Source organism: Methylobacterium sp. WL9 (assembly GCF_008040035.1).
Taxonomy (GTDB): Bacteria; Pseudomonadota; Alphaproteobacteria; order Rhizobiales; family Beijerinckiaceae; genus Methylobacterium; species Methylobacterium thuringiense.
On record NZ_VRVE01000008.1, the window covers coordinates 1 to 25,515 of the forward strand.

At 66.5% G+C, this 25,515-nt stretch carries 27 protein-coding genes, 1 tRNA gene and 1 pseudogene; 10 read left to right on the forward strand and 19 right to left on the reverse strand.

The window, feature by feature from the left end:
* Positions 1-295 (forward strand): annotated as a pseudogene (locus FV217_RS22725) (hypothetical protein); the annotation flags it as partial.
* Between the two features lie 7 nt (positions 296-302).
* Here the strand turns inward: FV217_RS22725 and FV217_RS05090 are convergent.
* Positions 303-599 (reverse strand): hypothetical protein, encoded by a 297-nt coding sequence (locus FV217_RS05090; RefSeq protein ID WP_147814953.1) that lies wholly within the window; start codon positions 597-599, stop codon positions 303-305.
* 429 nt (positions 600-1,028) lie between these two features.
* Here FV217_RS05090 and bioB point away from each other — a divergent pair, with 429 nt between their 5' ends.
* Positions 1,029-2,036 carry a biotin synthase BioB gene (gene bioB, locus FV217_RS05095; RefSeq protein ID WP_147814955.1) on the forward strand — a complete coding sequence of 336 codons (1,008 nt, stop codon included), beginning with the start codon at positions 1,029-1,031 and terminating at the stop codon, positions 2,034-2,036.
* A gap of 100 nt (positions 2,037-2,136) precedes the next feature.
* On the opposite strand, the gene FV217_RS05100 is transcribed toward bioB, so the two are convergent.
* The 4 genes from FV217_RS05100 to mnmA all read right to left on the reverse strand — a co-directional run bounded on the left by FV217_RS05100 (position 2,137) and on the right by mnmA (position 6,545).
* A complete protein-coding gene (locus FV217_RS05100) occupies positions 2,137-3,576 on the reverse strand; it encodes a HAMP domain-containing sensor histidine kinase (protein WP_246682721.1) in 1,440 nt (479 codons plus the stop codon).
* Between the two features lie 290 nt (positions 3,577-3,866).
* On the reverse strand, positions 3,867-4,667 hold the full coding sequence (locus FV217_RS05105) for a TVP38/TMEM64 family protein (RefSeq protein WP_147814959.1): 801 nt from the start codon (positions 4,665-4,667) through the stop codon (positions 3,867-3,869).
* Positions 4,668-4,678: 11 nt separating this feature from the next.
* Positions 4,679-5,344 carry a class I SAM-dependent methyltransferase gene (locus tag FV217_RS05110; RefSeq protein WP_147814961.1) on the reverse strand — a complete coding sequence of 222 codons (666 nt, stop codon included), beginning with the start codon at positions 5,342-5,344 and terminating at the stop codon, positions 4,679-4,681.
* A 31-nt stretch (positions 5,345-5,375) separates the two neighbouring features.
* Positions 5,376-6,545 carry a tRNA 2-thiouridine(34) synthase MnmA gene (gene mnmA, locus FV217_RS05115; RefSeq protein ID WP_147815116.1) on the reverse strand — a complete coding sequence of 390 codons (1,170 nt, stop codon included), beginning with the start codon at positions 6,543-6,545 and terminating at the stop codon, positions 5,376-5,378.
* Positions 6,546-6,853: 308 nt separating this feature from the next.
* Here mnmA and FV217_RS05120 point away from each other — a divergent pair.
* A tRNA-Arg gene (locus FV217_RS05120) sits at positions 6,854-6,930 on the forward strand.
* Between the two features lie 297 nt (positions 6,931-7,227).
* On the opposite strand, the gene FV217_RS05125 is transcribed toward FV217_RS05120, so the two are convergent.
* The 8 genes from FV217_RS05125 to FV217_RS05160 all read right to left on the reverse strand — a co-directional run bounded on the left by FV217_RS05125 (position 7,228) and on the right by FV217_RS05160 (position 12,148).
* Positions 7,228-7,515 (reverse strand): antitoxin MazE family protein, encoded by a 288-nt coding sequence (locus FV217_RS05125; RefSeq protein WP_306424620.1) that lies wholly within the window; start codon positions 7,513-7,515, stop codon positions 7,228-7,230.
* Positions 7,512-7,892 (reverse strand): tautomerase family protein, encoded by a 381-nt coding sequence (locus FV217_RS05130; RefSeq protein ID WP_147814963.1) that lies wholly within the window; start codon positions 7,890-7,892, stop codon positions 7,512-7,514. The genes FV217_RS05125 and FV217_RS05130 overlap by 4 nt, the downstream gene beginning before the upstream one ends.
* 25 nt (positions 7,893-7,917) lie before the next feature.
* Positions 7,918-8,907, reverse strand: coding sequence for a MaoC family dehydratase (locus FV217_RS05135; RefSeq protein WP_147814965.1), 990 nt, complete (start codon positions 8,905-8,907; stop codon positions 7,918-7,920).
* A 10-nt stretch (positions 8,908-8,917) separates the two neighbouring features.
* Positions 8,918-10,015 (reverse strand): redox-regulated ATPase YchF, encoded by a 1,098-nt coding sequence (ychF, locus tag FV217_RS05140; RefSeq protein WP_147814967.1) that lies wholly within the window; start codon positions 10,013-10,015, stop codon positions 8,918-8,920.
* Between the two features lie 4 nt (positions 10,016-10,019).
* Positions 10,020-10,469 carry a PIN domain-containing protein gene (locus FV217_RS05145; protein WP_187272440.1) on the reverse strand — a complete coding sequence of 150 codons (450 nt, stop codon included), beginning with the start codon at positions 10,467-10,469 and terminating at the stop codon, positions 10,020-10,022.
* A complete protein-coding gene (locus FV217_RS05150; RefSeq protein WP_147814970.1) occupies positions 10,459-10,692 on the reverse strand; it encodes a hypothetical protein in 234 nt (77 codons plus the stop codon). Before FV217_RS05150 ends, FV217_RS05145 begins: the two co-directional genes overlap by 11 nt.
* Before the next feature lie 43 nt (positions 10,693-10,735).
* On the reverse strand, positions 10,736-11,356 hold the full coding sequence (pth, locus tag FV217_RS05155; protein WP_147814972.1) for an aminoacyl-tRNA hydrolase: 621 nt from the start codon (positions 11,354-11,356) through the stop codon (positions 10,736-10,738).
* Between the two features lie 90 nt (positions 11,357-11,446).
* Positions 11,447-12,148 (reverse strand): 50S ribosomal protein L25/general stress protein Ctc, encoded by a 702-nt coding sequence (locus tag FV217_RS05160; RefSeq protein WP_147814974.1) that lies wholly within the window; start codon positions 12,146-12,148, stop codon positions 11,447-11,449.
* 372 nt (positions 12,149-12,520) lie between these two features.
* On the opposite strand from FV217_RS05160, the gene FV217_RS05165 reads away from it, so the two are divergent.
* Both FV217_RS05165 and FV217_RS05170 read left to right on the forward strand, forming a co-directional pair.
* Positions 12,521-12,769 carry a hypothetical protein gene (locus FV217_RS05165; protein ID WP_147814976.1) on the forward strand — a complete coding sequence of 83 codons (249 nt, stop codon included), beginning with the start codon at positions 12,521-12,523 and terminating at the stop codon, positions 12,767-12,769.
* Positions 12,770-12,937: 168 nt separating this feature from the next.
* A complete protein-coding gene (locus FV217_RS05170) occupies positions 12,938-14,440 on the forward strand; it encodes a phosphomannomutase/phosphoglucomutase (RefSeq protein ID WP_147814978.1) in 1,503 nt (500 codons plus the stop codon).
* Positions 14,441-14,459: 19 nt separating this feature from the next.
* On the opposite strand, the gene FV217_RS05175 is transcribed toward FV217_RS05170, so the two are convergent.
* A complete protein-coding gene (locus tag FV217_RS05175) occupies positions 14,460-14,840 on the reverse strand; it encodes a pilus assembly protein N-terminal domain-containing protein (protein ID WP_238230680.1) in 381 nt (126 codons plus the stop codon).
* A 189-nt stretch (positions 14,841-15,029) separates the two neighbouring features.
* Between FV217_RS05175 and FV217_RS05180 the strand changes: the two genes are divergently transcribed.
* Positions 15,030-16,046, forward strand: a complete 1,017-nt coding sequence (locus tag FV217_RS05180) for an SMP-30/gluconolactonase/LRE family protein (RefSeq protein ID WP_238230621.1) — start codon at positions 15,030-15,032, stop codon at positions 16,044-16,046.
* A 182-nt stretch (positions 16,047-16,228) separates the two neighbouring features.
* On the forward strand, positions 16,229-16,444 hold the full coding sequence (locus tag FV217_RS05185; RefSeq protein WP_187272441.1) for a hypothetical protein: 216 nt from the start codon (positions 16,229-16,231) through the stop codon (positions 16,442-16,444).
* Positions 16,445-16,449: 5 nt separating this feature from the next.
* On the opposite strand, the gene FV217_RS05190 is transcribed toward FV217_RS05185, so the two are convergent.
* The gene (locus tag FV217_RS05190; protein WP_147814982.1) at positions 16,450-17,253 is read right to left on the reverse strand and encodes a hypothetical protein; all 804 of its coding nucleotides are present in this window, start codon (positions 17,251-17,253) and stop codon (positions 16,450-16,452) included.
* A gap of 68 nt (positions 17,254-17,321) precedes the next feature.
* Positions 17,322-19,424: a M3 family metallopeptidase gene (locus FV217_RS05195; RefSeq protein WP_147814984.1), complete on the reverse strand. Its 2,103-nt coding sequence runs from the start codon at positions 19,422-19,424 to the stop codon at positions 17,322-17,324.
* A gap of 524 nt (positions 19,425-19,948) precedes the next feature.
* On the opposite strand from FV217_RS05195, the gene FV217_RS05200 reads away from it, so the two are divergent.
* Positions 19,949-20,725 (forward strand): extensin family protein, encoded by a 777-nt coding sequence (locus FV217_RS05200; RefSeq protein ID WP_246682716.1) that lies wholly within the window; start codon positions 19,949-19,951, stop codon positions 20,723-20,725.
* Between the two features lie 3 nt (positions 20,726-20,728).
* A complete protein-coding gene (locus FV217_RS05205) occupies positions 20,729-21,925 on the forward strand; it encodes a L,D-transpeptidase (protein ID WP_238230626.1) in 1,197 nt (398 codons plus the stop codon).
* Positions 21,926-21,973: 48 nt separating this feature from the next.
* Here FV217_RS05205 and FV217_RS05210 read toward each other — a convergent pair whose 3' ends face one another.
* The 3 genes from FV217_RS05210 to FV217_RS05220 are packed head-to-tail and all read right to left on the reverse strand — an operon-like array spanning position 21,974 to position 24,767.
* The gene (locus FV217_RS05210; protein WP_147814986.1) at positions 21,974-22,705 is read right to left on the reverse strand and encodes an ABC transporter permease subunit; all 732 of its coding nucleotides are present in this window, start codon (positions 22,703-22,705) and stop codon (positions 21,974-21,976) included.
* A complete protein-coding gene (locus tag FV217_RS05215; RefSeq protein ID WP_147814988.1) occupies positions 22,702-23,886 on the reverse strand; it encodes an ABC transporter permease subunit in 1,185 nt (394 codons plus the stop codon). The genes FV217_RS05210 and FV217_RS05215 overlap by 4 nt, the downstream gene beginning before the upstream one ends.
* Complete coding sequence (locus tag FV217_RS05220; RefSeq protein WP_238230682.1) at positions 23,883-24,767, reverse strand: ABC transporter substrate-binding protein; 885 nt, start codon at positions 24,765-24,767, stop codon at positions 23,883-23,885. The genes FV217_RS05215 and FV217_RS05220 overlap by 4 nt, the downstream gene beginning before the upstream one ends.
* A gap of 323 nt (positions 24,768-25,090) precedes the next feature.
* Here FV217_RS05220 and FV217_RS05225 point away from each other — a divergent pair, with 323 nt between their 5' ends.
* Positions 25,091-25,483: a response regulator gene (locus FV217_RS05225; RefSeq protein ID WP_147814992.1), complete on the forward strand. Its 393-nt coding sequence runs from the start codon at positions 25,091-25,093 to the stop codon at positions 25,481-25,483.
* Positions 25,484-25,515 lie beyond the last annotated feature (32 nt).

Sequence of the window (25,515 nt, forward strand, 5' to 3'; positions counted from 1 at the left end):
ACGTAGCGCCCTGCGGCGGGCGGCAGCCTCCGGCGATGCGGTGGCGTTCCGCGCGGCGCTGGGCCGGGGGCTGCAGGCCGAGCCGGAACTCGCGGAGGTCTGGCGCACCGACCCCGCCGCCATGGTGGCGATGTCGGCCCTCGACAGCTCCGTCTACGGCGCAGGCGGGGCGACGGCGCCCGATCTCGCTCCGCTGGCGACGCTGTTTTCGAAACGCCGGAAGGTGGCAGCCACCGTGCTGGCGGATGCGCCGAAGCTGGCCCCCCTCGACGGGGGCGGCCTGCCTGCGCGTTGAGCGCGGCTCAGCGCTTCGCCACGACCGATTTCTGGGATTTCTTCTCGGGCGCAGCACCGGAGAACAGCTTCATGAGATGCTGCTGGTCGAAGCCCTGCGTGGCGGGCTGCGCCATCGCCTGCGGCCGCTCGACCTTGCGCGGCGTGATCGAGCCCGTCGACACGGGGTCGGGAATCGCGGCCATGGCGCCGACGGACGCGGGTGCGGCCGGATCGCGCTGGACGCGCATGGCCCAATGGGCCGCGGTGGAGAGTGCGGCGATGGCGAGGATCGCCTTGATACCGCCCGTCAGAAGGCGCCGCATGATCGAATGGCCCGAAGAGACGCTACTGGAGGCAGAGGGTTCCCGGCCTGTCCCCAGAATTGCGCGGAAGCGTGAATGAAGGCTCACACGGCGTCCGGCACGGCGTCTCGTCTCGGCACAAGGCCACTTCTGCACCGATGTGTGGGCCGTGCGCCGAGGTCGCGGTTCCTGTTCCCCGCGCTCCCGACACGCCGACAGCGACCCGGCCCACTGAGCCTCACAGGATCGTCGCAGAGAACTGGTCCGCGGCCGCCCCGTCACTGCAAGCCCCAAAGCCACGCAGGCCCGTTCGAGCTCGCGATACCGTCACAGGCGCATCGGCTCCGGGGACGCCGGATGTAAGCGTGTTATGCCCTGTGGACAACCGAACCTTGGCCGGGTGCGACTCCGCCGTCTTGATTTTCGCGCGCGGATTCGCCTGATGGGCGCATGACGCAGCCGACGACCCTCCCCCGCCTCGCCGACAACCCGATCCGTCACGACTGGAGCCTCGCAGAGGTTCAGGCGATCCACGATCTGCCGTTGCTCGACCTCGTCCATCGCGCCAGCACGGTCCACCGGGCGCATAACGATCCGGCCGACATCCAGCGGGCCGCGCTGCTCTCGATCAAGACCGGCGGCTGTCCCGAGGATTGTGCCTATTGCCCGCAATCGGCCCATCACAAGGGCGCGGCCCTACCCCGCGAGCGCCTGATGCCGGTTGACGCGGTGCTGCGCGAGGCCGCCGCCGCCAAGTCGCAGGGCGCCCACCGCTTCTGCATGGGCGCAGCCTGGCGGCAGCCCAAGGACGGTCCGGAATTCGACTCGGTGCTGGCGATGGTACGCGGCGTGAAGGCCATGGGCATGGAAGCCTGCGTCACCCTCGGCATGCTATCGGCGTCGCAGGCCGGCCGTCTCGCCGAGGCGGGCCTCACGTCCTACAATCACAACCTCGACACCGGCCCGGAATTCTACGGCGACATCATCTCGACGCGGACCTACGAGGATCGCCTCAAGACGCTGGAGAACGTGCGCAAGGCCGGCATCGGCGTCTGCTGCGGCGGCATCGTCGGCATGGGCGAGCGGGTGCGCGACCGGGTCGAGATGCTGCAGCTGCTGGCCAACCACGCGCCGCATCCCGAGAGCGTGCCGATCAACGCGCTGGTCGCCGTCGAGGGCACGCCGCTGGAGGACCGGCCGCCGGTCGATCCCCTCGACCTCGTGCGGATGTGCGCCACCGCCCGCATCGTGATGCCGAAGGCGCGGGTCCGGCTCAGCGCCGGCCGCAAGGGCCTGACCCGCGAGGCGCAGATCCTGTGCTTCCTGGCCGGCGCCAACTCGATCTTCTACGGCGAGCGCCTGCTCACCACGGCCAACAACGAGGCCGACGAGGACGCCGCGCTGTTGCGCGACATCGGCGTCACCGTGCCGGAGATGTCGCTGGCGGCGGCGGAGTAGGTCCGACGGGCCGCAGGCTGTCGGCAAGCGCGACTGGGCGCCGCCGCTCGTGCGGCGGATAGCCCGGTAGGCGTCAGCCGTAAGGACTACGCGAACAAGTTCAGGCGGCTTCGGCGTGGGCCTGCCGATCGGGGATTTCCAGCAGGAACCGCGCGCCGGTGTCGGTCGGGTCGAGACGGAGGGTGCCGCCGTTGAGTTCGGCGAGCTCGGCCGCGATGGCGAGGCCGAGCCCAGTGCCGCCCGCGCGCATCGACCCCTGGAACGGCGAGAACAGGTGCGCTTTGGCCCGGTCCGGCAAGCCGGGGCCGTTGTCTGTCACGGCGATCGTCACCAAGCCCGTGCCCAGGCACCCCTCGCGGCGGGCCTCGACCGTGACCGTCGGGGACATGCCGCCGGCAGCATCGAGCGCCTGGACGGCGTTGCGGACGAGGTTCGTCAGCGCACGCGAGAGCTGTTCGGCATCGGCATCGACGCCGAGCCCGGGCTGAGACCGGATCGAGATCCGGACCCGTGCATCGCGCGAGAGGGCGGCAAGATCCGGCAGTTCGTCGAGGATCCGCGCGAGCGGCACCATCGCGCGCTGCGGATGTCGCTCGGCGGCGCGGCCATAGGCGAGCGTCGCCTCGCAGAAGCGGTTCGCGCGATCGAGGGTGGCGACGAGGCGCGGCGCGACGCGCTGCACCACCGGGTCCGCGACGTTCTCCAGACGATCACCGAGGAGTTGGGCGGTGGTCAGCAGGTTGCGGAGCTCGTGGCTGATCTTGCTGACCGACAGGCCGAGCCCAGCGAGACGGCGCTTGTGGCGCAACTCGCCGGCCAGCACGACCTCCATGCGGGCCAGCGCGGCCTCGGCCTCGCCAATCTCGTCTATCCGGCCGGACGGCGCGATCACGCGTTCGGCCTTCTCGGGGTTGTCGGCGAAATCCGCGATGTTGCGGGCGAGACGCCGCATCGGCCGAACGAACACGCACTGCAGGACGAAGAAAACCAGGGCTGCGGCGGCGGTGGCAATGACGAGGGACGAGATCAGCAGGCGCAGCGAGAAGGCGGCGAGCGCCTGCCGCAGCGGCAACTCGTCGAGGACGACCTCGATCTTGCCCGCACTGTCCCGACCGCTTCCGACCACCCGGATCGCGGCGGGCTCGGGGCTCGTCAGCGTGTTCCACGATCCGACGATGGCCTCGAACCAGCCGCTGCCGCGCAGGTCGACCGATTCGGCAACCGCATCCGGTGAGGGCGTCAGGGCGAGAACACGGCGGCCGCCGCTGCCCTCGACGGCGATCTCGCGCGCTCCGACGCCCGCGAGCAGGCGCTGCACCAGGGCGTCCGAGACGTGGTGGTCGGGCGTCGCATCGAGCACGAGGGCGGCCACGGCGGCCGCCGTCATCCGGTCCGCCAGCCAGCTCTTGCGATAGCTGGCGACCGCCGGCACGTAGATCATGATCTCGGCCAGGGCGACGAAGGCGACCGTCACGAGAAAGAGGCGTGCCGAGAGGCCGAGCCGGGACCTGCGGCGCGGTTGCCGCGCCGCGCGCGACATGGCCGGAGCAGGAATGGCCTGACCCGCACCGAACTGTCGACCGATACTCACTCCCATGACGACCTCTTGCGGGTCTTCAACAAACCGTCGGTTGCGTAGCGCGACCGCCGAGTTCCGGCGGCACGCAAACACATTAACAAATGCTAGCCTATATACATCCCTTAAGTTGCATCAGGCCAACGACGGCCCCTGCATCTCAGCGGTGATCGGCTCGATACGGGCCGGAAAGCGCAAAAGTTTCATGCATATGCACCGAGCGGCGTAAGACGCCGCTCGATTGTGCGCAAGTCTTATGTGCGCAAGCCTCTTCGCTCCAGCCACCGGCGCAGGGTGATGGAGAGCAGCGCGAAGGCCGCGAGGGCGACGAGCCCGGCGATCATGCCGGGCGTGACGAGGCTGCGTAGATCGAGCGCGGCCTCGCAGGTCTGGTCGCCGCGCGCGAGGCAGGCGGCCTTGGCCGCTTCGTGTGCGGCGACGATCTCCTCGAGTCCGGCACCGGTCGCCGCATAGACGAAGGCGCCGGGCGTCAGACCGATCAGGGTGGCGAGCACGAAAGTGCGCGGCCGGACGCCGAAGATGGCGGGCCCGAGATTCGTCATCCAGAACGGAAACAGCGGTAGCAACCGCAGGAAGGCGACGTAGCCGAAGGCATCGCGCCGAAAGCCCTCCGCGAGCCGCCCGAGGCGCGAGCCGGCGCGGCGCAGGAGCAGGTCGCGCGCCGCGTAGCGTCCGATGGTGAAGACGATGGCGGCCCCGGTCGTCGCCGAGCCGATCGCCACGAGGGCCCCGGTGACCGTGCCGAACAGGAAGCCGCAGATCATGCTCATGACGAGGGTCGCCGGGACCGAGACGACCACGCAGCAGACATAGGCCAGCGCCGCCACCAGGATCGCCCTGGGCCGGTCGGCGGCGACAGCCTCGTGCAGCCAGGCGCGCGAGGCCATGAGCCGGTCGATGTCGAGCAGATGCGCCCCGCCCGAGACGAGCACGGCGATCGAGATGCCTACGAGCAGGACGAGCGGAAGCCAGCGCAGCCACGCCCTGCGCCGCGGCGGCCCGGCCTCCGGGGACGTCTCGCCGGCAATGGTCATCGCGCTAGCCGCTAGCCGGCTTTTCGCATCCGCAGGATTTTGAAGAAGCCGCCCGGGAAGGTCGGCGCGACGCCGGAGAACGCGACGCCGTTCTTGCGCGCCCAGGCCTCGATGCGCGTGGACTTGAAGTCCGACGACCAGCCGATCTTGGTGCAGAGCGGCGCGACGATTTCTTCCATGCGGGCGAGCGGCCCGTCGGTCTGGCCGAAATGGTTGGCGAGCACGATACCGCCGCCGGGGCGCACGACGCGCAGGAACTCGGAGAGCGCAGCCTCCGGGTCCGGCACCAGGGTGATCAGGAACTGCGCCACCACCGCATCGAAGGTGTTGTCGGCGTAGCCGAGGCGGCAGACATCCATCACCTGCAGGCCGCGCACATGCGTCAGGCCGCGGCGGCGCACCTTGTTGCGCGCGCGCTTCAGCATGTCCTCGGAGAGGTCGACCCCGCAGACGAAGCTGCCCTTCGGGTAGTAGCCGAGCGACAGGCCGGTGCCGACGCCGGCCTCCAGCACGCGCGGGCCGTGCTCGGCGGCCGCCTCGACGGCGGCGCGGGCCGCCGGCTCGGTGAGCTTGTCGTAGACGACATCGTAGACCGGTGCCCAGCGGGCATAGGCCTTCCGCATCAGGGCCGTACTCGGGCCGGCCGCATTCGCCTCGGGCACTCGCTCGCTCAGCATGTCGACGATCGTCTCCAGGATTTTTTGGTGGTTACGCGGCTTGTGCCGCGGCGTCGGCGCTACCGGCGGGCAACGTCTGCACGCGCCGGATGGTGCCGCCACCGAGCACGCGGGCGCGGTCACCGGAATCGGCATAGATCACGCAGGCCTGACCGGGCGAGACGCCGTCCTCGGGCGTATCCAGCACCACTTCGGCGCAGCCGGCCTCGGCGTTCCAGCTCAGGTGGGCCGGGCGCGGCGCCCGCGTCGAGCGCACCCGCACCGCAACCTCGAGGTCCGAGACGTCCGCCAACGGCCGCTCGCCGAGCCAGTTCACGTCCGTGAGCCGGATACGGCTCGTCGCCAGCGCCGAGCGCGGCCCGACGACGACGCGCGCCGTCTCTGGCTCCAGCCGCACGACGTAGAGCGGCGCGCCGGCCGCGACGCCGAGGCCCCGGCGCTGTCCGATGGTGTAGTGGATGATGCCTTCGTGACGGCCGAGGGCCTGCCCCGCGAGGTCGACGATCTCGCCGGGCCGGGTCGCGTCCGGGCGCAGCTTCGCGATCACGTCGGCGTAGCGGCCCTCCGGCACGAAGCAGATGTCCTGGCTGTCGGCCTTCTCGGACACCGAAAGCCCGAGATCGCGGGCGATGCGGCGGGTCTCGTCCTTGCCCATCTCGCCGAGGGGAAAACGCACGAAGGCGAGCTGCGCGGGCGTGGTCGCGTAGAGGAAATAACTCTGGTCCCGGGCCGGATCGAGCGCCCGGTAGAGCCCGCGCCCGCCCTCGGGCAGCGGCCGGCTCGCCACGTAATGGCCGGTCGCCAGCGCCTCGGCGCCGAGATCGTGGGCCATGCCGAGCAGATCGCGGAACTTCACCGAGCGATTGCACTCGACGCAGGGAATCGGCGTCTCGCCCGCGAGATAGCTCTCGGCGAAACGGTCGATCACCGATTCGCGAAACCGGTCCTCGTAGTCGAGGACGTAATGCGGGATGCCGAGCGCCTCGGCGACGCGGCGGGCATCATTGATGTCCTGGCCGGCGCAGCAGGCGCCCTTGCGGTGGATCGCAGCCCCGTGGTCGTAGAGCTGCAACGTGACTCCGACCACGTCGTAGCCTTCGCGCTTCAGCAGACCGGCCACGACGGAGGAATCGACGCCGCCGGACATGGCGACGACGACGCGCGTCTCGTGCGGGGGCTTTGGAAGATCGAGCGAATTCATCACGACAGCGTTCGGCCGGGAGCGCCGGATGCGGCCGGGTATAGCGACCCGGACGCCGGGTTTCCAGCGATTGTCCCGAGCAGGCATAACCCCGTCGTCGGCAAGAACGCCGCACCGACGGCCGAAAGCCATGCCGCCTCGCTTCGTCGACGGTCGACGCGATGGGGCCTGCACTGCCGGCGCACCCGTCCGGGCACGCCACGTCCGTTTCGATGGGAGACACATCCGATCCGAAGGCAAAGGCCCCTGTCGGCGCAAAAGGTTGACCGGCGGCGGGACCCGTGGCTTTTGGGAGCCGGCACCACCCAGACTCCGTAGCTCAGCTGGATAGAGCAGCCGCCTTCTAAGCGGCAGGTCGTTGGTTCGAGCCCAACCGGGGTCGCCACTCCCGATCCTAACCGGTGCGCTGTGATCGGGTTGTCTTGGGCTTGAAGCCGTCGAAGGCCCCCGATGGCCTGTGCGGTCCTCGGTGTGAAACCTCAAACGGCATCAAGTTGGTTTTCGTCTATCAGTTCGATTGGAAGACAAAATAGTGGTGCGTCGGTGCCGCTGGTCGTGAAGGCGCAAGTGTTAATGGAACTTTTTGCGTCGAATGTATCGTTGTGAACAATGACGACGAGCTTGAGTTTGCCGGCATAGTCTTTTCCGTCGGACGCAATTTAGAGATCGCCGCGCTCCACTCTCATGACCAGTTGGAAACGACGCCGACGAAGGCCTGATCGTCGTTCAGGCCGGAAACCGCCAGCGCCTGACGGTGCGCCTCGGCCTGGAACGCGGGCGAACGCGTGTCCGGCACCCAGAGCTGGATCTGCCTCAGGCCCTGTGCGCGAAGCCGTTCCCGACGATCGCGACTTTGCGTGCTCTCGGCTGTGGACTTGGCTGCGGATGCCATGACGATTCCCGAATACCTAGAAATCTGAATAGCATTCGAGATGTCGGTCGGCGAGCGGGGCGACGTGGGAAACGTCAAGCGTACTGCGCCTCACCATTCCCGAACGACCAGTTCTCCTTCACCACCTCGACGAGGCTGATGAACACGTCCTCGCGGCGGAGGCCCAGGCGCGCGTGGAGGCCGTCGGCGACCTGCTTGTAGAAGGCCTGCTTCTTCTCGGTCGTGCGGCCGGCATTCATCGTGAGCTGGATCACGATGCAGTCGGGCGTACGCTCTATGCCGAGATAGGTCGGGTCGCAGATCAGGTCGGTGGCCGGGTGCTCGGTGATGATCTGAAAACGGTCGTCCTTCGGGGCGCCGAGCGCCGAGACGATGGCCTCGTAGACCACCTCGCCGACCGTGCGGCGGTACTCGGCGGACTTGCCTTCGACCAGATCGATGCGTGCGAGGGGCATGGGATGTCTCCGTGCGGATGAAGGTTCAGGCCGACCATTGCCAGAACACCGAGCCGGTGAACTCGAAGACCGGTTCGCCGCGCTGGTTCACGGCGGTGTTGTGATGGGATGCGATGCCCCAGCCGGGCCGCGAGGACGAGGCGCGCGCGCCGACGAGCTTCGTCGCGTAGCGCAGGGTGTCGCCGGCATAGACCGGGCGCAGCCAGCGCATGTCCTTGAACCCCGGCGAAGGCCCGAGCTGCGGCACCGGCCCGCTCCTCGCCGTCAGCGCGATGTCGCGCGCCCAGGTCGCGTGCAGCCGCTTCATCCAGATCGCGGCGGTGTGCCAGCCCGACGCGCAGAGGCCGCCGAAATGCGTCTTTTCGGCCGCCTCGGGGTCGGTGTGGAAATCCTGCGGGTCGTAGGCCTTGGCGAAGGCCATGATCGCGTCCGGCTCGAATCGATGCCGGCCGAGGTCGCGCACCGCGCCGATCTCGGCCTCCCCGAGAAACGGCAACAGCACCGCATCGTCGCCTTCCGGGAACGGTTCGGATGCCGGGGCCGGCGCAACGCTGCGCGGAGCCGACGGCGCTGTGTCGCGCCTGGCGAACATGACGGTGAAGCCCTGGCGCATGACACGGTGATCGCCGTGATTATTCAGGGCCAACGTGAAACGGACGAGGCCGCGGTCGGGTTTCGAGGCCGAAACGCGGGTGTCCTCGACGACGATCCGCGCCCGCAGCGTGTCGCCCGGCAGGACCGGCCGGAGCCAGCGAAGCTCGTCGATCCCGGGCGAGCCCATCGAGGTGCATCCGCGAAAGGCGTCGCGGTGGAGGAGCCGCATTCCGAAGCAGGCGGTCTGCCAGCCCGAGCCGATCAGCGTTCCGACGAAGGTCTCCTTCGCCGCCTCCTCGTCGAGGTGGAAGGGCTGCGGATCGAATTCGCGAGCGAAGCCAATGAGTTCGTCCCGTGTGACGGTGATCGGGTCGCCCGTGATCACCTGGCCCTTCTCGAAATCCTCGAGCGCGATTCCCATGCCGGACCCGTCAGTTGGCGAACCGGAAATGCAGCACGTCGCCGTCCTGTACGACGTATTCCTTGCCCTCCAGCCGGAGCTTGCCGGCATCGCGGGCGCCGGCCTCGCCGTTGAGGCTGGTGTAGTCCTTGAAGGCGATGGTCTCGGCCCGGATGAAGCCCTTCTCGAAGTCGGTATGGATCACGCCTGCGGCGCCCGGCGCGCGGGTGCCCTTGGTGATCGTCCAGGCCCGCGCCTCCTTCGGCCCGACGGTAAAATACGTAACCAGACCAAGGAGATCGTAACCGGCGCGGATCACCCGGTTGAGGCCCGGCTCCACGAGTCCGACGGCTTCCAGGAAATCCCCCTGGTCGGCCTTGGGCATCACCGCGATTTCGCTCTCGATCTTGGCGGACACCACGACCGCGACCGCGCCTTCCGCCTTCGCACGGGCTAAGACGATCTCGGAGTAGGCGTTACCCTTATCGGCATCGCCCTCATCGACGTTGCAGACGTAGAGCACGGGCTTCGCCGTCATCAAGCCCAACTGGCGAAACAGGAATTCCTCCTCCGCCTTGCGCTCGACGAGACGTGCGGGCTTGCCCTCGCGCAGCAGCGGCAGGGCGCGGTTGACGAGGTCCAGAGACTCCTTGGCTTCCTTGTCGGCCTGCTTGGCGCGCTTCTCCAGGGCGAACATCCGCTTCTCAAGGCTGTCGAGATCGGCCAGCATCAGCTCGGTCTCGATGGTCTCGATGTCGGCGTTCGGATCGACCTTGCCCTCGACATGGGTGACGTCCCCGTCGTCGAAGCAGCGCACCACGTGAGCGATCGCATCACACTCGCGGATGTTGGCCAGGAACTGGTTGCCGAGCCCTTCCCCCTTCGAAGCGCCGCGCACGAGGCCGGCGATGTCGACGAAGGTCAGCCGCGTCGGAATGATCTCTTTCGAAGACGCGATTCGCGCGAGGTCGTCGAGGCGCGGGTCCGGCACCGCGACCTCGCCCACGTTCGGCTCGATGGTGCAGAACGGATAGTTGGCGGCCTGCGCCGCCGCCGTCTGCGTCAGCGCGTTGAAGAGCGTCGATTTTCCGACGTTCGGCAGGCCGACGATGCCGCATTTGAAGCCCATGAGGTCAGTTCCGTAAAAACAGCTCGTCCGGCGAAGTCCGGAACGGATTGATGAGGGTGACGCTCTCGAAGATCGCTTCGTGAGCCATGTCTTCAGTAAGGAGATATCGGCAGCCGTGTACGACGGCGGCGGCCAGCAGCAGGCAGTCGAACCACTGGTACCCCAGCCGCGCTCGTACCGCCCAAGCTATTTCCACCTCGTCCTGTGTCAGGGGTCGGTCGCCCCAGACTGCGAGGCTCGCCATTTCCTCTTGAACTTCCTCGGTGGACCGGCGTGCCTCGTTCTTAAGGATCCAGCGCGTCAGCTCGTTGAGGATCTGAAGGTTGATGCGGGCTGTACTCCGTGCACCAAGGGCGAGGACCCAAGCTTGAGCGCAGCACATCTTGTCGCTGTTGCGAGCATCGCGTGCGTAGATCAGCACATTGGTATCGACGAAAACGAGATCAGTCGTCATCGTAGATCTGATCGCGGGCCGGGGCCTTTCCGTTCTCATCGGTCAGATTCATCAACGGCCCAGCCAAGAAACGCTGGATCGCTTCGAGTTGCGTAAGCGGCCGGCCCACCCGCGATTCCACGGCTTCCGCCACGAACCGCGATAAACTCTTGCCGTCGCGCGCAGCCGCAACGCGCGCACGCTGCAGGAGCGCGGCATCCATCGTCACGGTCACGTTCTTCATCGCCGCCTCCTGACGACCGATATCGTGTTCCCGTGTTTTCGTGTCAATCGCCGGTCTTGGCAGGCCTGCCCGGCGGCTTCACGTCGGCCCAGCCGCGGCCGACCATGGCGAGGTGCACCTTGTTCTGAAAGCTCTCGTTTTCGCCCGCGGCGACGATTGCGGCGTTGTCGGCGACCGCCCGGCAGAGGTCCTCGACCCAGGGTTCTTCCGACTTGGCGAAGTCGTTGAGCACGAAGGCGTGGACCAGTGCCTTGTCGCCGGGATGGCCGATGCCGATGCGCACGCGGCGATACTCGTTTCCGCAGCAGGCCGTGATCGAGCGCAGCCCATTGTGGCCGGCATTGCCGCCGCCCTTCTTCACGCGGAGCTTGGCGGGGGTGAGGTCGAGTTCGTCATGGAGGACGATCACGTCCTCCAGCGCGACCTTGTAGAAGCGCTGCGCCTCGCCGACCGAACGACCGGAGTCGTTCATGAAGGTAAGAGGCTTGAGCAGGATGGCGCGTTCCGTGCCGAGCACGACTTCCGCCGCCTCGCCCTGGAAGCGCCGCCGGAACGGGCTCGCGCGGTGTACGCGGGCGATCTCGTCGACCGCGAGGAAGCCGATGTTGTGCCGGTTCTTCGCGTAGCGGGCGCCCGGATTGCCCAAGCCGACGATGAGCCGCATGGCCTGCCAGTCTCGAAACGAAAAGGCCCCGGCTGATTGAGCCGGGGCTGGTGTCGGAGGTCGTGGAGAAGGGCGCAGAGCGCCCAGCCCTCACTCCTTGTCGTCGGACTTCTTCTCGTCGTCCGCGGCGTCGGCGGCTTCCGCCTCTTCCTCGGCCTTCTCCTCGGCAGCCTCGTTGGACTGAGCCTCGGCAATCGCAGCCTCTTCGGCCTCGACCTCGGCGCCGAGCACCGTCGGCGGGACGATGTTGGCGATCGAATCGGTGGCCTCGCCGGTGTAGGTGCCGGCCGGGATCTTGATGTCCGAGACGTGGATCGCGTCGCCGATCTCGCGGCCGGTCAGGTCGATAACGATGGCATCGGGGATCTGGTCGGGCGCGACTTCGAGCTCGAGGGTGTGCTTCGAGATATTGAGCGTGCCGCCCATCTTCTTGATGCCGGGCGCCGCGTCCTCGTGCTCGAAGTGCACGGGCACTTCCACGGTCACGGTCTGGCCGGCGACGATGCGCAGGAAGTCGACATGCAGGGGCACGCCGCTGACAGGGTCCAACTGGAAGTCGCGCGGGATCGCGCGGGTCTTCTTGCCGCCGGCATTGATCTCGAACACGGTGGTCTTGAAGCCGCCGGCGTAGATCAGCGTGCGGGCGCGGATGAGGTCGATGGCGATGGCTTCCGGGTCCTTGCCGGCACCGTAGATGACGGCGGGAACCTGGCCCTGGCGACGAACGGCCCGGGCGGCCCCCTTGCCGACCCGGTCGCGTGCCACGGCCTCAAGCGGCTTGATTGCGCTCATGGCGTGATCCTTTTCGATTGCGTGATCCGGGAACGACAAAGGCCGCCCACGATGGACGGCCAGGTAGCGAACCCGGTGCGCCCCTGCCTCCAAGGGTGTCGGGGGGCGCGTGGAGGCTCATACAGGCGAGGGCCGGCGATGGCAATCCGCGCGCAGGAGCATGCATAACAGCTGCGATGCAGTTTCGCCGTATCCGCCAGACGGATAGATGCCATTCGCCTTCAAATAATTCGGCGTTACGATGGATTAAAAATGTTTCCAGGCAGTAATAGACAGGCTTTTGAGAAGCCCACGGTGTCGATTTTTCCTGCTCTCACTTGGAACGAGATGTCCTCCACTTGCGTTTTTTGCCCAAACCAGAGGAGGACGCTCATGAATCGCATTTCGCTCGCCCTACTGACATCCCTCGCCCTGACCGGCGCTGCGTTCGCCGAAGACAAGGCCGCGCAGCCGAATGCGTCGGGCAAGATGATGAAGGCCGAGGACGGCAAGATGAAGGGGCCGCCGAACGCCGCCGGCTACGAGAAGCGCGAGGGTGACGCGACCGCCACGACGGCGCCTTCGGGCGGTGCGGCGGCTGCAAAGTCGACCGGTGAGGACAAGAAGGACGGCAAGAAATAAGATCTGCGGATCAGTCTGTTGTTTCATCGAGACCGCCGGGCGATCCCGGCGGTCTTTTCGTGTGCGGAGCCTGGCCGCGTACAACCGGAGACGACGCGACGTCCCTTGCTGGACCGGCACTCTAAGTGCGATGACGGTCGAAACCGATCCCTTCGATAAAGGCCCGCGATGTTCCCCAAGCCGCATGCCGCGCTCACGCCCAACACCTTCGAGTTCGAGCAGCTGCCGCTGGTCAAGCCCACCGGCTTCCGGGAATACGACGCGCGCTGGCTCTTCCCGAAAGAGATCAACCTGATGGGCGTTCAGGCGCTCGGTCTCGGCATCGGCACGCTGGTGCATGAGATGGGCGTGCGTCCCGATATCGTCACGGGCCATGATTTCCGTTCCTACTCGTCTTCGATCAAGCTCGCGCTGATCGCCGGCATGCAGGCGGCGGGGCTGCGGGTGAAGGATGTCGGGCTGGCGCTCTCGCCGATGGCCTATTTCGGCCAGTTTGCCCTCGATTGTCCCTGCGTCGCGATGGTGACGGCCTCGCACAACGACAACGGCTGGACCGGCGTGAAGATGGGCGCCAACCGGCCGATGACCTTCGGCCCCGACGAGATGGGTCGGCTGAAGGAGATCGTCTGCGGCGGGACCTATCAGTACCGCGACGGCGGCTCCTACGAGTTCGTCGAGGGCTTCCTCGACACCTACCTCAACGACCTGAAGAGCCGGGCCAAGCCGATCTCGCGGAAGCTCAAGGTGGTCGCAGCCTGCGGCAACGGTACGGCCGGCGCCTTCGCGCCGAAGCTGCTCGAAGCGCTCGGCATCGAGGTGGTGCCCCTCGACGTGACGCCGGACTACACCTTCCCGCGCTACAACCCGAACCCCGAGGACATGGAGATGCTCCATGCCATCGCCCACGCGGTGAAGGAGCATGGCGCCGATGTCGGCCTCGGCTTCGACGGTGACGGCGACCGCTGCGGCGTGGTCGACAACGAGGGCGAGGAGATCTTTGCCGACAAGATCGGCGTGATGCTCGCCCGCGACCTCTCCAAGCTGCACCCCGGCGCGACCTTCGTGGTCGATGTGAAGTCGACCGGCCTCTATAATACCGATCCCGAGCTGCAGAAGCAGGCGGTCAAGGCGGATTACTGGAAGACGGGCCACAGCTACATCAAGCGCCGTGTGAACGAACTCGGCGCTCTGGCAGGCTTCGAGAAATCCGGGCACTTCTTCTTCAACGAGCCGATCGGCCGCGGCTACGACGACGGGCTGCTGACCGCCATCGCCGTAATCGAGATGCTCGACCGCAACCCCGACAAGTCGATGGCCGACCTCTACCGGGCTCTGCCGAAGACCTGGGGTTCGCCGACCATGTCGCCGCATTGCGACGACGAGCTCAAATACGGCGTCGTCGAAAAGGTCACCGAGCGGTTCCAGAAGATGAAGGAGGCCGGCGAGACCGTCGGCGGCGCCAGGATCACCGACCTCGTGACCGTCAACGGCGTGCGCGTTTCCACCGAGGACGGCACCTGGGGGCTGGTGCGAGCGTCCTCCAACAAGCCGGAGCTCGTCGTGGTGATCGAGAGCCCGGTTTCCGAGGCCCGGCTGCACGAGATGTTCAAGGCCGTCGACGGCATCCTGCGCGAGAACGAGGGTATCGGCGCCTACAACCAGACGATCTGATCGGGCGACCGGCTCGGCTTCAGCGTCCGGGAGTGCCGCCGCTTCCGCTGATCGCGAGAGCTCGGCGCTGGTCGGCTTGGCCGCTCACCTCGGAGAACCATTTGGTCGAATCGCCGAGTTGCGCCGACGGCTGGCAGTTCGGTGTGCAGGAATACGATTCGCGATCGAGCCCGCGCTGTACCGTGATCGTGGATGCCTGGGGGGCTTCGACGCGGATCAGCGATTCCGCGATCATCGTGCCGCCGGCATCGAGCGCGATGAGGTTCGTCGTGCCGAAGCTCTTGCCGGTGAGGATGAGCACACCGTTCTTCTGTAGCGATACGTCGGCGATCAGCGGATTACCAACCACCACCGTCTGCGTTTTCTCCGGTAGGCGGATCAGCTTCGCATTGTCGACCATCACCGGAACCACGGAGGGCACTGCTGAGACCTCCGTCGCGCCGGCGCACTGGCACCATGCTAAGCCGGCGAGCAGTCCGACAGCGAGAACGCGCCCTGCACGCACAGATCGATCGGATAGGCTCTTGGCGCTACGCATGATGCGGTAATTCTCGCTGGCCTTGGCACGGCCGTACGTCCGCACGACGCAGTGTCGTCCGGCGCGACATCATTTCCCGGTATTGGTGAAGGAAGCACTAAGGGGAACATCGGGCTGGACACCTGGAGCCCCGGCTGCGTTGGCCTACGAATCCAACGGCGCCCGAGGCAATCGATGTCCCCGATCCCCCACCCGCTGACGCCCCGCGTCGCCGTCGCCTGCGGCTGCAGGCTGGCGGAGGAGGTGATCTGGGATGCGCGCGCGAATGCGTTGATCTGGGTCGACATCGAGAACCCGGCGATCTGGCGGCATTGGCCAGCCACCAATGAAACGCGGCGCGTGGCGGTCGACGAAAAGATCGGCTTTGCGCTGCTGACGCCCAATCCCGACGTGGTGGTGGCCGGACTCAAATCCGGTGTCGTGCTGCTCGACCTTGTCGACGGCAGGCGCCGGCCAATCGTGAAGCCCGATCCGCATCCCCAGGGCAACCGCCTCAACAGCGGCAATATCGGCCCCGACGGGGCGCTCTGGTTCGGCAGCATGGACGATGCGGAGCAGGACGACACCGGCAGTTTCCACCGCTGGGACGGAGCGACGCTGACGACCTTCGGCGGCAAGGCCGCCGTCACCAACGGCCCGGTCGTGAGCCCGGATGGCTCGCGCGTCTACAGCATCGACACCGCCCGCGGTTTTGTCCGGGTCCACGATCTCGACGGCGACCGGATCGGTACGCCGCGAACCCTAATTACCTTCGACAAGTCGTGGGGGCATCCGGACGGGCTCACACTCGACGCCGATGCGCATCTTTGGATCTGTCACTACGGCGGCTCGCGCATCACGCGGTTTACGCCGGAGGGCGAGATCGAGCGGATCGTTCCAGTGCCGACCGCACTGGTGACGAAATGTGCTTTTGGAGGTCCAAACCTCTCGACACTCTACATCACGACCGCCCTGAGGGATCGCGACCCGACGATCGATCCGATGGCCGGTCATCTGTTCATGGTCGAGACGGATTTCTCGGGCTTTCCCGGCAATGTGTTCGAGGCGAGCCGGCGAGGCGTGCCTTGAAGTGTTCAGGGTATCGAGGTGCGCATTCGCACCGCCGCATTTGGTCTCGCGATGCAATAATGAAATTACGGTAAACGACGAAGTCTTCGCGGAACTTATCCCCGCAATGCCCGTTGGACCCGTACGGCCGAGCTTTTTGCCCGACGGCCGGACTGGCTCGACCCCTGGGTCGGGAGGCGATGATGCCGCTGTTCGATATCAAGACCCTCGACAACGACTTCGCCGGGTCGGCGCTGCTCGCATCCGTGCTCTTCTCGACTCCGCAGGCGAAAGCCGACGCGAGGGCTCGCGGTCGGGAGCGGTTGGCTGCCGCTGGATCGCTCGCGGAAGCGATGCGGCCGAATACTGCGTCGGGCTGCGGGAGCCGCGCAGACGTGAGAAACGTTCCCGCCGCCTGACCCGATTACCAGGTCTGAGGCGTCACGATGCCCTGCTTGGTCACCACGACCCAGGTTCTTCCCCGACGCTCGATCGAATCCACACGGCCGAGGCCCGGTATCGAATCACCTGGCGCTACCTCAAGCAGTCGGCGCTTGCGGTCTTCCAACATGGCGATGCCATCGTAGACGTCGCGTAAGGCCCACGCATCCGGCTTCGTTTCCGTGATGCTGGCGGTCTGCGTCGGCTCGGCCTTCGTTGCCGAAGCTGCAACGACATTGGTCGTTGCAGGCGGCGCTGCGTTGCGTTTGTCGGCCGCTGACGCGGACGGCGCGAGCGGCGCATCCTGAGCCCGCTCCGAATGCGCGACCTTTTCGGCCAGGGAGTTGAATCTCTTATCGAGGCCCTGTTCCAAACGTTCGATCCGGTCGGTCAGCCCCGGGCCGATCGATCTCATCTCGGTTTGGGCGGCAGCGGTCGATCCGCCCAAGGATGCGAGCGTCTTCGAAAGGCGCTCGATCTCGGAATTCAAGTGGCTGGCCTGTGTCCGGCCGGCGTCCAGCCCTGCTTCGATCCTGGCCAGGGTTTCCCCGGAATGCTCGCGTGGAGCCGCGAGGAGGCCGAAGCCGGTGCCGATGACGAGGGATACCGTCATGGCCGCCACAAGGCGCATATCGGCGCCCGGCCACGACCGACCGGTCGGTGCGGCTGCCGCCGGTGATTGCTCGGCCTTGCCGTCGACGGCCTTTCTCAGCAAATCCGCAGGTGAGGACGTCGTCGCGCCGACGCCCTTTTTTTCGACCTGCGCGCTCTCGACCGATCCCGTCATGGCCCAGCATCCCGATTGTCTCAGGAAGCTTTGATTAAGGACGTTTGTTTACCGAAGGGTTACCGCGTTTATGCCGCGTCCTGCGCCAAGCCGCGCTTCTTGAGCAGCGGTCCGGTACTCGGCAGGCGGCCGCGGAATGCCGTGTACGCCTCCCGCGGGTCGCGGAGATTGCCCGCGCCGTAGACGAAGCGGCGAAGCCTCGCAGCCGTCTCCGGATCGAAGATGTCGCCGGCCTCGCGAAAGGCATCGAAGGCGTCGGCGTCCAGCACCTCCGACCAGATGTAGCTGTAGTAGCCCGCTGCGTAGCCGTCGCCGGAGAAGATGTGCGCGAAGTGCGGCGCGCGATGCCGCATGGAAATCTCGGCAGGCATGGCGATCCGCCTGAGCGCATTCGCTTCGAAGGCGATGACGTCGAGACCGCTCTCGCCGGCTGACGACAGGTGCAACGTCATGTCGATGATGGCAGATGCCGCATACTCTATCGTGGCGAAGCCCTGGTTGAAGGTGCGGGCCGCGAGCAGGCGGTTCAGCAACTCCTCCGGCATCGGCTCACCGGTGCGGTAGTGGCGCGCGTGACGGCGCAGCACCTCGGGCTGCTCGAGCCAGTGTTCGTAAAGCTGAGACGGCAACTCGACGAAATCACCCGAGACGGCGGTGCCGGAGAGCAATGGATAGGTCACATCGGACAGGAGCCCGTGCAGGGCGTGGCCGAACTCGTGAAAGAGCGTGCGGGCATCGTCGAAGGAGAGCAGCGTCGGCTCGCCCCGTGGTGCCTTGGCGAAGTTCATCACGTTGACGATGATCGGCTTGATGTCGCCGACAAGCCGCTCCTGCGAGCGAAAGGCGCTCATCCATGCGCCGCTGCGCTTCGAGCTTCGAGCGAAGTAATCGCCGAGAAACAGCCCGACCGGCGAACCATCCGCATTGGTGACCGCCCAGGCCCGTACATCCGAATGATAGCGCGGCACGTCGCCGACCTCCTCGAACCGGAGGCCGAAAAGCCTGGAAGCCGTGTCGAACGAGGCCTGGATCACGCCTTCGAGCGAGAGGTATGGTTTGATCTCGGACTCGTCGAGATCATGCTCGGCGCGTCTGAGCTTTTCGGCATAATGGCGCCAATCATGCGCCTGGAGAGCGAAGTTGCCGCCCTCGGCCTGGACCAGCGCCTGTAGCTGGTCCCGCTCCTTCCCGGCGCGTTGCCGGGCCGGTGCCCAGACCTCACGCAACAGGTCCATTGCGGCCTCGGGCGAGCCGGCCATCGTGTCATCGAGCTTGAAGTGCGCGAAACTGTCGTATCCGAGGAGCCGCGCCCGTTCCGCCCTCAACGCGACGATCTCGGCGATGATCGTGCGGTTGTCGGTATCTCCGCCGCCCTCGCCCCGTCGAGTCCAGGCTTCGTAGGCCCGCTCGCGCAGATCGCGGCGCGTCGAGAATACCAGGAATGGCTCGATCAACGAGCGAGACAGGGTGATGACATGCCCGTGCTTGCCACCGCGCTCTTCCGCGGCTTCGGCCGCAGCCTCCCGTAGGAACGGCGGCAGGCCGGCGAGGTCGTCCTCACCCTCCAGAGGCATGGTGAAGCTGCTTTCGTCAGCCAGCAGGTTCTGGCTGAATCGGGTGCCGAGTTCCGCCATGCGACTGGCAATCTCCGCGACCCGTTCCTTGGCTTCCTGACCGAGGTCTGCACCGGCGCGACGGAAGCGGGTGCGGTAGCGGTCGAGTACGCGCCGCTCCTCCGTTCCGAGGTTTTCGGCGTCGGCATCGACCTGTGAGATCCGGGCCCAGAGAGCGGAATCGAGGTAGATCGCACTGCCATGACGGGCGAGTTTCGGCCCAATCTCGCGCTCGATCGCCTGGAGATCCGGATTTGTGTTGCTGCCCGTCAAATTGAAAAAGGTCGAAGCGACGCGATCGAGATTCTGACCCGCGCGCTCCATTGCGGCGACTGTGTTCTCGAAGGTCGGCAACCGGCCGTCGCCCGCGATCGCTGCGATCTCGTGCCGATGTTCGGCGAGTGCCTTGGTGAAAGCCGGCCCGAAATGCGTCGGCACGATCCGTTCGAACGGGGGCAGGCCATGGGGCGTCGACCAGACTGCTTCGTCGAACGGATTGGCGCCCGCGGCGCCATGAGCCGCTTTCAGGGCGGGCGCGTGCGGGGTTTCGATAGTCATCGACGTCCTCGTCTTCGGCATTTCGGATGACGTGGACCATAGGCGGCGCATGCAGGCTGCGCAAAGCGCAGGTAGCGGCTGGCGCCGAGGCGAATGCCGGCAGGCGTGATGTTCCTGTCATAGGCGCGCGGAGGAAATGGCCCGATCATCGCGCCCAGCGGTCGCGGAACCCGCGCGGTAGCGATCACCGGACAGTACGGATGCTGCCGCCCTCTCTTCGTTTTCGTGGATCCCTATCGGCCCTGCTGGTGCTCGGTCTCCTGGCCGCTATGCCGGCGCATGCGGACGACGCGCCAACTCTTCCGACATGCCGCCCAACCGTTCCGGTCCCATCACCCGAGCCGCCGGCGCGGCCCGAGGACTTGAAGCCCGAGCTACCACGCAGCGCGCTCGACGCATCTGTTCCGCTTCCGCCGGAGCGTCCGGCGGAATTATCCACGGGAGTACCGGTCGCGCCGTCGCCCGCGGGCGGGTCGGCGGCGAGCCAGCCCGCAACGGCTCCATTGCCTCCGGAGCTGCCGCCGATGCAGCCGACCTCTCCGGAGATGCCCCGTTGCGTTGGAGATTTGGAGGCACCGCTGCCGCCGACTCGTCCGCCCGAGCTGTCGGCGGGTCCGTCGGCGATCCCCGACGCACCGTTGCCGCCGACACGGCCGTCCGAGTTCTCTGCCCATCCCGAGATACTGGAAGAGACGCCGCTTCCGCCTGCGCGCCCGACCGAACTTTCCGGTGACGCAGCGCTAAAACTCACGATCGCGCCCAGCGACGATAGCGAGTGTCTGCGTAGCCTCGACGCCCTCGGTGTCAAATACGCAAAGATGACGTCGATCATGAACGGGCAGTGCAGCGTCGCGAACCCGTTGAACGTGACGGCGCTCGGTAACGGTATCACCATCGGTCCCCCCGAAACCATGGTGTGCCGGCTGGCCGAAGGGCTGATGCGCTGGACGGCAGAGGTGCAGCAAGCCGCCGAGAAAGAACTCGGCGACACCTTCAAGGGCTTCAGTCTTGGAGGGAGCTATGTCTGCCGCGGCCAAAATCACGGCGCAGAAGCCCAGCTCAGCGAGCACGCCTTCGCCAACGCCGTCGACGTGATGGGCTTCAGCTTCGCCAAGCGCGCTCCGATCGCTGTCGGCAAGCTGCCCGAGGGCTCGAAGGAGGCGGCGTTTCTCGCGGCAGTGCGCGCCAAAGCCTGCGATGTCTTCACGACGGTGCTTGGACCCGGCACCGACGACGCACACGGCAACCACCTGCATCTCGACGAGCGCGAGCGGAAGGTCGGCTTTCGTATCTGCCAGTAGGCAATGGGTGCGGCGCACCTGCGGTCGTCAACGCGATGTCCCTGGCGGAACGGCAAGGCTTGCCAGCGTTTTATAGCGTGGCAGGGACCGGTTACGACCCGCAAGGTATTGACGACGATGCACGAAAATCGAACGCGATGCGGCCTCATGTTGCTGGCACTGGGCTGGGCTTCAGGGCCGGCCTTCGCAACAGATGCGAAAACAACTCCGCCGTCGCCGGTACCGATCACCCTCGATGCGATCAATGCGGTAGCGTTCGTCGAACCGCAGGCAGAGGCCGAGACCCCGCGGAAGCCTGCCAAGGCTTCGACCTCCAAGGATCTCCGGCCCGATCCACTCCTGATCAAGGTCCAGATACTGCTCGATCGTGCGCGCTTCTCGCCGGGTGCGATCGATGGGCGAAATGGCGACAACCTCAGCGGCGCGCTTTCGGCCTATGCCGCGGCTCAAGGGCTTCCCGCGACCGGTAAGCTCGACCGCTCGTTGTTCGAGAAGCTGCAATCGACCGGAGGTGATCCGGTCGCAGTGAATTACACGATCACCGATGAGGACGTGAAAGGTCCGTTCGCGAAAATCCCGGCAAAATTTGAAGAGCAGGGTCGATTGAAGGCGATGGACTACACCAACACGCGCGAGATGCTGGCCGAGCGCTTTCATATGCAGCGCGACCTGCTTTCGGCGCTCAATCCCGGCAAACCGCTCGATACGGCTGGAACGGTGATCACCGTTGCGGGAGTTGTCCCGCTGGAGCGGGGCAAGCCGAAGGATCTGCCACGAGTCCCGAAGGTCGTACGGATCGAGGTCGACAAGGAGGCGCACCGCGTCCAGGCGTTCGGTGAGGACGGCACGCTCCTGCGCAGCTATCCCGCTTCGATCGGCAGCGAGGAGAAGCCGGCGCCGACCGGAAGTTTCAAGGTGACCCGCGCCGCCTTCGATCCCTGGTACACCTACAATCCGAAATACGCCTTCAAAGGCGTGAAGACGCGCCGGAGTTTCAAGATCGCGCCAGGGCCGAACAACCCCGTCGGCGCCGTCTGGATCGATCTGTCGATCCCGTCTTACGGAATCCACGGCACACCGGAGCCGGAAAAGGTCGGGAAGACGGAATCGCACGGCTGCATCCGCCTCACGAACTGGGATGCGCGCGATCTGGCGAGCCATGTCGAGAAGAACGCGAAAGTGGATTTTCTCGACAAATAACACCAGCAGCCTTCGACCCGTCACCATCGAAGGCTGCTGGTAAAACGGCTATCGCCTCAGCAGCCCCGCGATCGCGAGCATCAGCGCGTCGCCGACGAAAGCGAGCGCTGCGGTCGCGCCTGCACCCTGAAGCATCGGCACGAGGTTCTGGTTCTGGAGACCTGCGACGATCGGTGTGCCGAGCGTCGAGGCTCCGGCCAGTGCGCCGACGGCGGCGGTGGCGATCGACAGCACCAAAGCGACACGCAGTGCATCGAGTATGCCGGCCCCGGCGAGCGGAAGCTCGATTTTGGTGAGTATCTGCCGCGGTGTCAGGCCAATGGCTATGCCGGCCTCCTGCGCCTCGGACGAGACCGCCTCGATCGCCCCGACCGTGCCGCGCAGGGTCGGCATGATGCCGTAGGCAACGAGGGCGAGCAGTGTCGGCGGGGCGCCGAAGCCCAGAACCGGCAGCGCCAGCGCGACGACGACGACAGGCGGCACCGCCTGCATGATTGCAGCGGTCGTATCGATGCCGCTCCGCAGGCCACTAGCACTCCGGCGCGTCGCAAGGATGCCGAGCCCGACGCCGAGGCTGCCGACCAGAGCGAGGCCGGTTCCGGCCAAAGCGAGATGGTGGCTGCCGAGTTCGATCAGGCGCGCGGAACTCAAGGGCCGCCGCGCTGACCCGCCAAGGAGACCGGCAATCGTCTCCGCAGAAACGGGATGGCTGAGGACGACGAGCGCCAGGCCGACGACGAGGGGCCACACGGCGGGACGTAGGCGATGGAGCAGGTTCATCCGTGCCACCGCTGCCGTGCGCGGCCTTCCAGAAGGCTCAGGCCTCGCTCGACCAGCAGCGACAGCCCAATCACGGGGACTGCGCCGAGCAGGATCAAGTCCGGGGCGAACTGCGCCATCCCCTCGAAGACGATCCCACCGAGCCCGCCCGCGCCGACGAGGGCGCCGAGCGTCGCCAGCCCGATACTCTGCACACTCGCCACCCGCAGCGCGCCAATGAGAATCGGGGTGCCGAGAGGCAGGCGTATGCGGAGCAGACTCTGGCGGCGCGTCAGGCCCATCGCTCTCGCGGCCGCAAGGATCGAAGGGTCGGATGCACGCAAGGCTCCCTGTAGCCCGCGCCAAAACGGCAACAGCAGATAAACCGCGACGGCCAAGATCGCCGGTCCCGGTCCGAGCGCCGAAAGACCGGCCGCGCGCAATGACGGAATCACCGAGAGCAGGCCGGACGTGAGCGATACGAGCCCCCCGAGCAAAGCCACCGCCGGCACGACCTGCAGGCCGTTAATGACGATCTCGATCGCGCCGCGTCCGGGTCGCCATGCGTAGAGTGACACGCAACTCACCGTCGCCAGGGCGACCGCCGCGAAGGACAGCACGACGTGCTGCCACAGAGCCGCGTGAACGCTCTCAGCCCGCGCCCGATACTCCACCGCGAGCGAAAGCCCGTCGAAGCCTCCCGAGCGATAGAGCACGGAAAAGACCGCCAGCAAGCTTATGAGCGTCAGCCATCCGACGCCACGAATGTGTGTCCTGCCAATCGACACGGCGACGCTTCCGCAGAGCACCATCAGGCCGAGCCAGGCGCCCGTGGCGAGCCGCGCGCGGGCGGCGGGCGGCTGACCGGCAACGAGGTCGGACGCAGCGGTGCCGAGTCCCGCGGCAAACAGCACCAGAGCGGTAGAGAATGCCGCAAGCGCAGCCAGAGCGGAAGGACGTGATCGGCCGAATCCGAGGAAGGCACTACCGAGCAGGCAGCTTCCGCATACCGATAGGCCGGGCACACCGAACGCCGCCGCAGCCGAGACCGGCGTACCGACCACCAGTCGGTTCGCGGCGATGTGGAACAGAGGAAGCGCGCTCGCAATGCCGACAACGGCGCAGCCGATGGCAGCCACAGGCCAGACATGCCGCAGAATGCGTCTGCCCGGCCCATTCATCCTGCCCGCCGAAACGCTCATCGCGGAGCGCCGATCTCGGCAAGGTACCCTCGCGCCACGACCTCGGCAGTCTCGCCCTCTACGGTGATCCGCGCATTGAGGCGGCGTAAGGTGCCGGCGTCGAGGCGCATGAAGACGCGTTCCAACACGTCGCGAATCTCAGGATGCCGCGCCAACGTGTCGGCCCGGATCACCGGCGCGACTTCGTAGACGATCTGTGCAGCCTTCGGATCGCTCATCACGGTCAGGTCGAGGGCAGCGAGTGCGCCATCGGTACCGTAGACCATGCCGGCATTGACCCCGCTGATGCCCTCTGCTGCCGCCCGCGCCGTCACCGCCGTATCGCCGCCGGGTAGGCTGATGATCCGGCTCGTCGGCATGGTGAATCCATAGGCTGCTTCGAAAGAGGGCAAGGCGGCTGGACTCTCGACGAATTCCGTCGAGGCCGCGAGGGTGATCAGGCCGTTGCGCACCGCGCCGGCGAAATCCGCCATGGAGACGAGGCCGTTGGCGCGGGCGACGCTGCCGCGCACGGCGATGAGCCAGGTGTTGTTGGCCGGCGCGGGCTTCAGCCAGACGAGGCCACGTTCCGCATCGAGCTGCTGAATCCGCGCGTAGCCGCCTTGCCCCGTCTTCCAAACCGGATCGGTCTCGGTGCCTGAGAAGAAGGCGCCGTTGCCGGTGTATTCGGGATAGAGGTCGATCTCGCCGGAGAGCAGCGCCGAACGCACGATCAGCGTCGGCCCCAGTCCAAGCTTGCGTTCGACGGTGAGCCCTAGTCCTTCGAGAACGAGAGCGATCAGGCTACCGGTCAACGCGCCTTCGGTGTCGCTCTTCGATGCCACGACGATGGGACGCGGCGCACCGGCCTCCAACGGCCTTGTGCCAGCAGCCGCGAACACGACGAGTGCTGCCAACAGGCGACGGCGTGTGGGGCTTGCACGGGGATCGGGCAGCCTGAGCCATTCCGATGGTGACTGGTTCGCTACGAATGTATCGCCTCGTAACATCAGGTGCCGAACGTTCTCATTCCTGGGCCATCCCGAGCTTGACACGCCCGGCAGAACAGGCGACGGCTCCGATCGCTCTTGCACGATATTCGTCGTCGCGAGCATCCTTAAGTGCCTCGTTCCCGGCACATCTCGCACCAAAATCCGATTCAAGACCGCGTCAGGCGCGGCACCGTTCCGAACTTCGGGACGAATCGAAGGGAAGACCATTCGGCGTGAGCGCGGAACCCAACGAGGACGTCCTCAAAGGCGCACGGGTGTTGGTCGTCGAGGACGAGGCCGCCATCTCGATGCTGCTCGAGGACATGCTGTTCGATTTCGGCTGTGAGATCGTCGGCCCCGCCGCGCGTCTCGCGACCGCTCTCGAAATGGCGCAGAAAGAGACCTTCGTCGTCGCGATCCTCGACGTGAATGTCGCCGGCGAGCCGATCTATCCGGTGGCCGAGGCGATCGTTCAGCGTGGTCTGCCGCTGGTGTTCTCGACAGGCTATGGCGGCGCCGGCATCCGTGAGCCGTTCCGGGATCGCCCCGTGGTGCAGAAGCCCTTCAGCCAAGCCGATCTCAAGCGCACACTGATCTCTGCGATCAGCGCCGCGAAGGCGTCGTAGAGTTCGCGCTTCGTCGTTCCGGAATCGCCCAG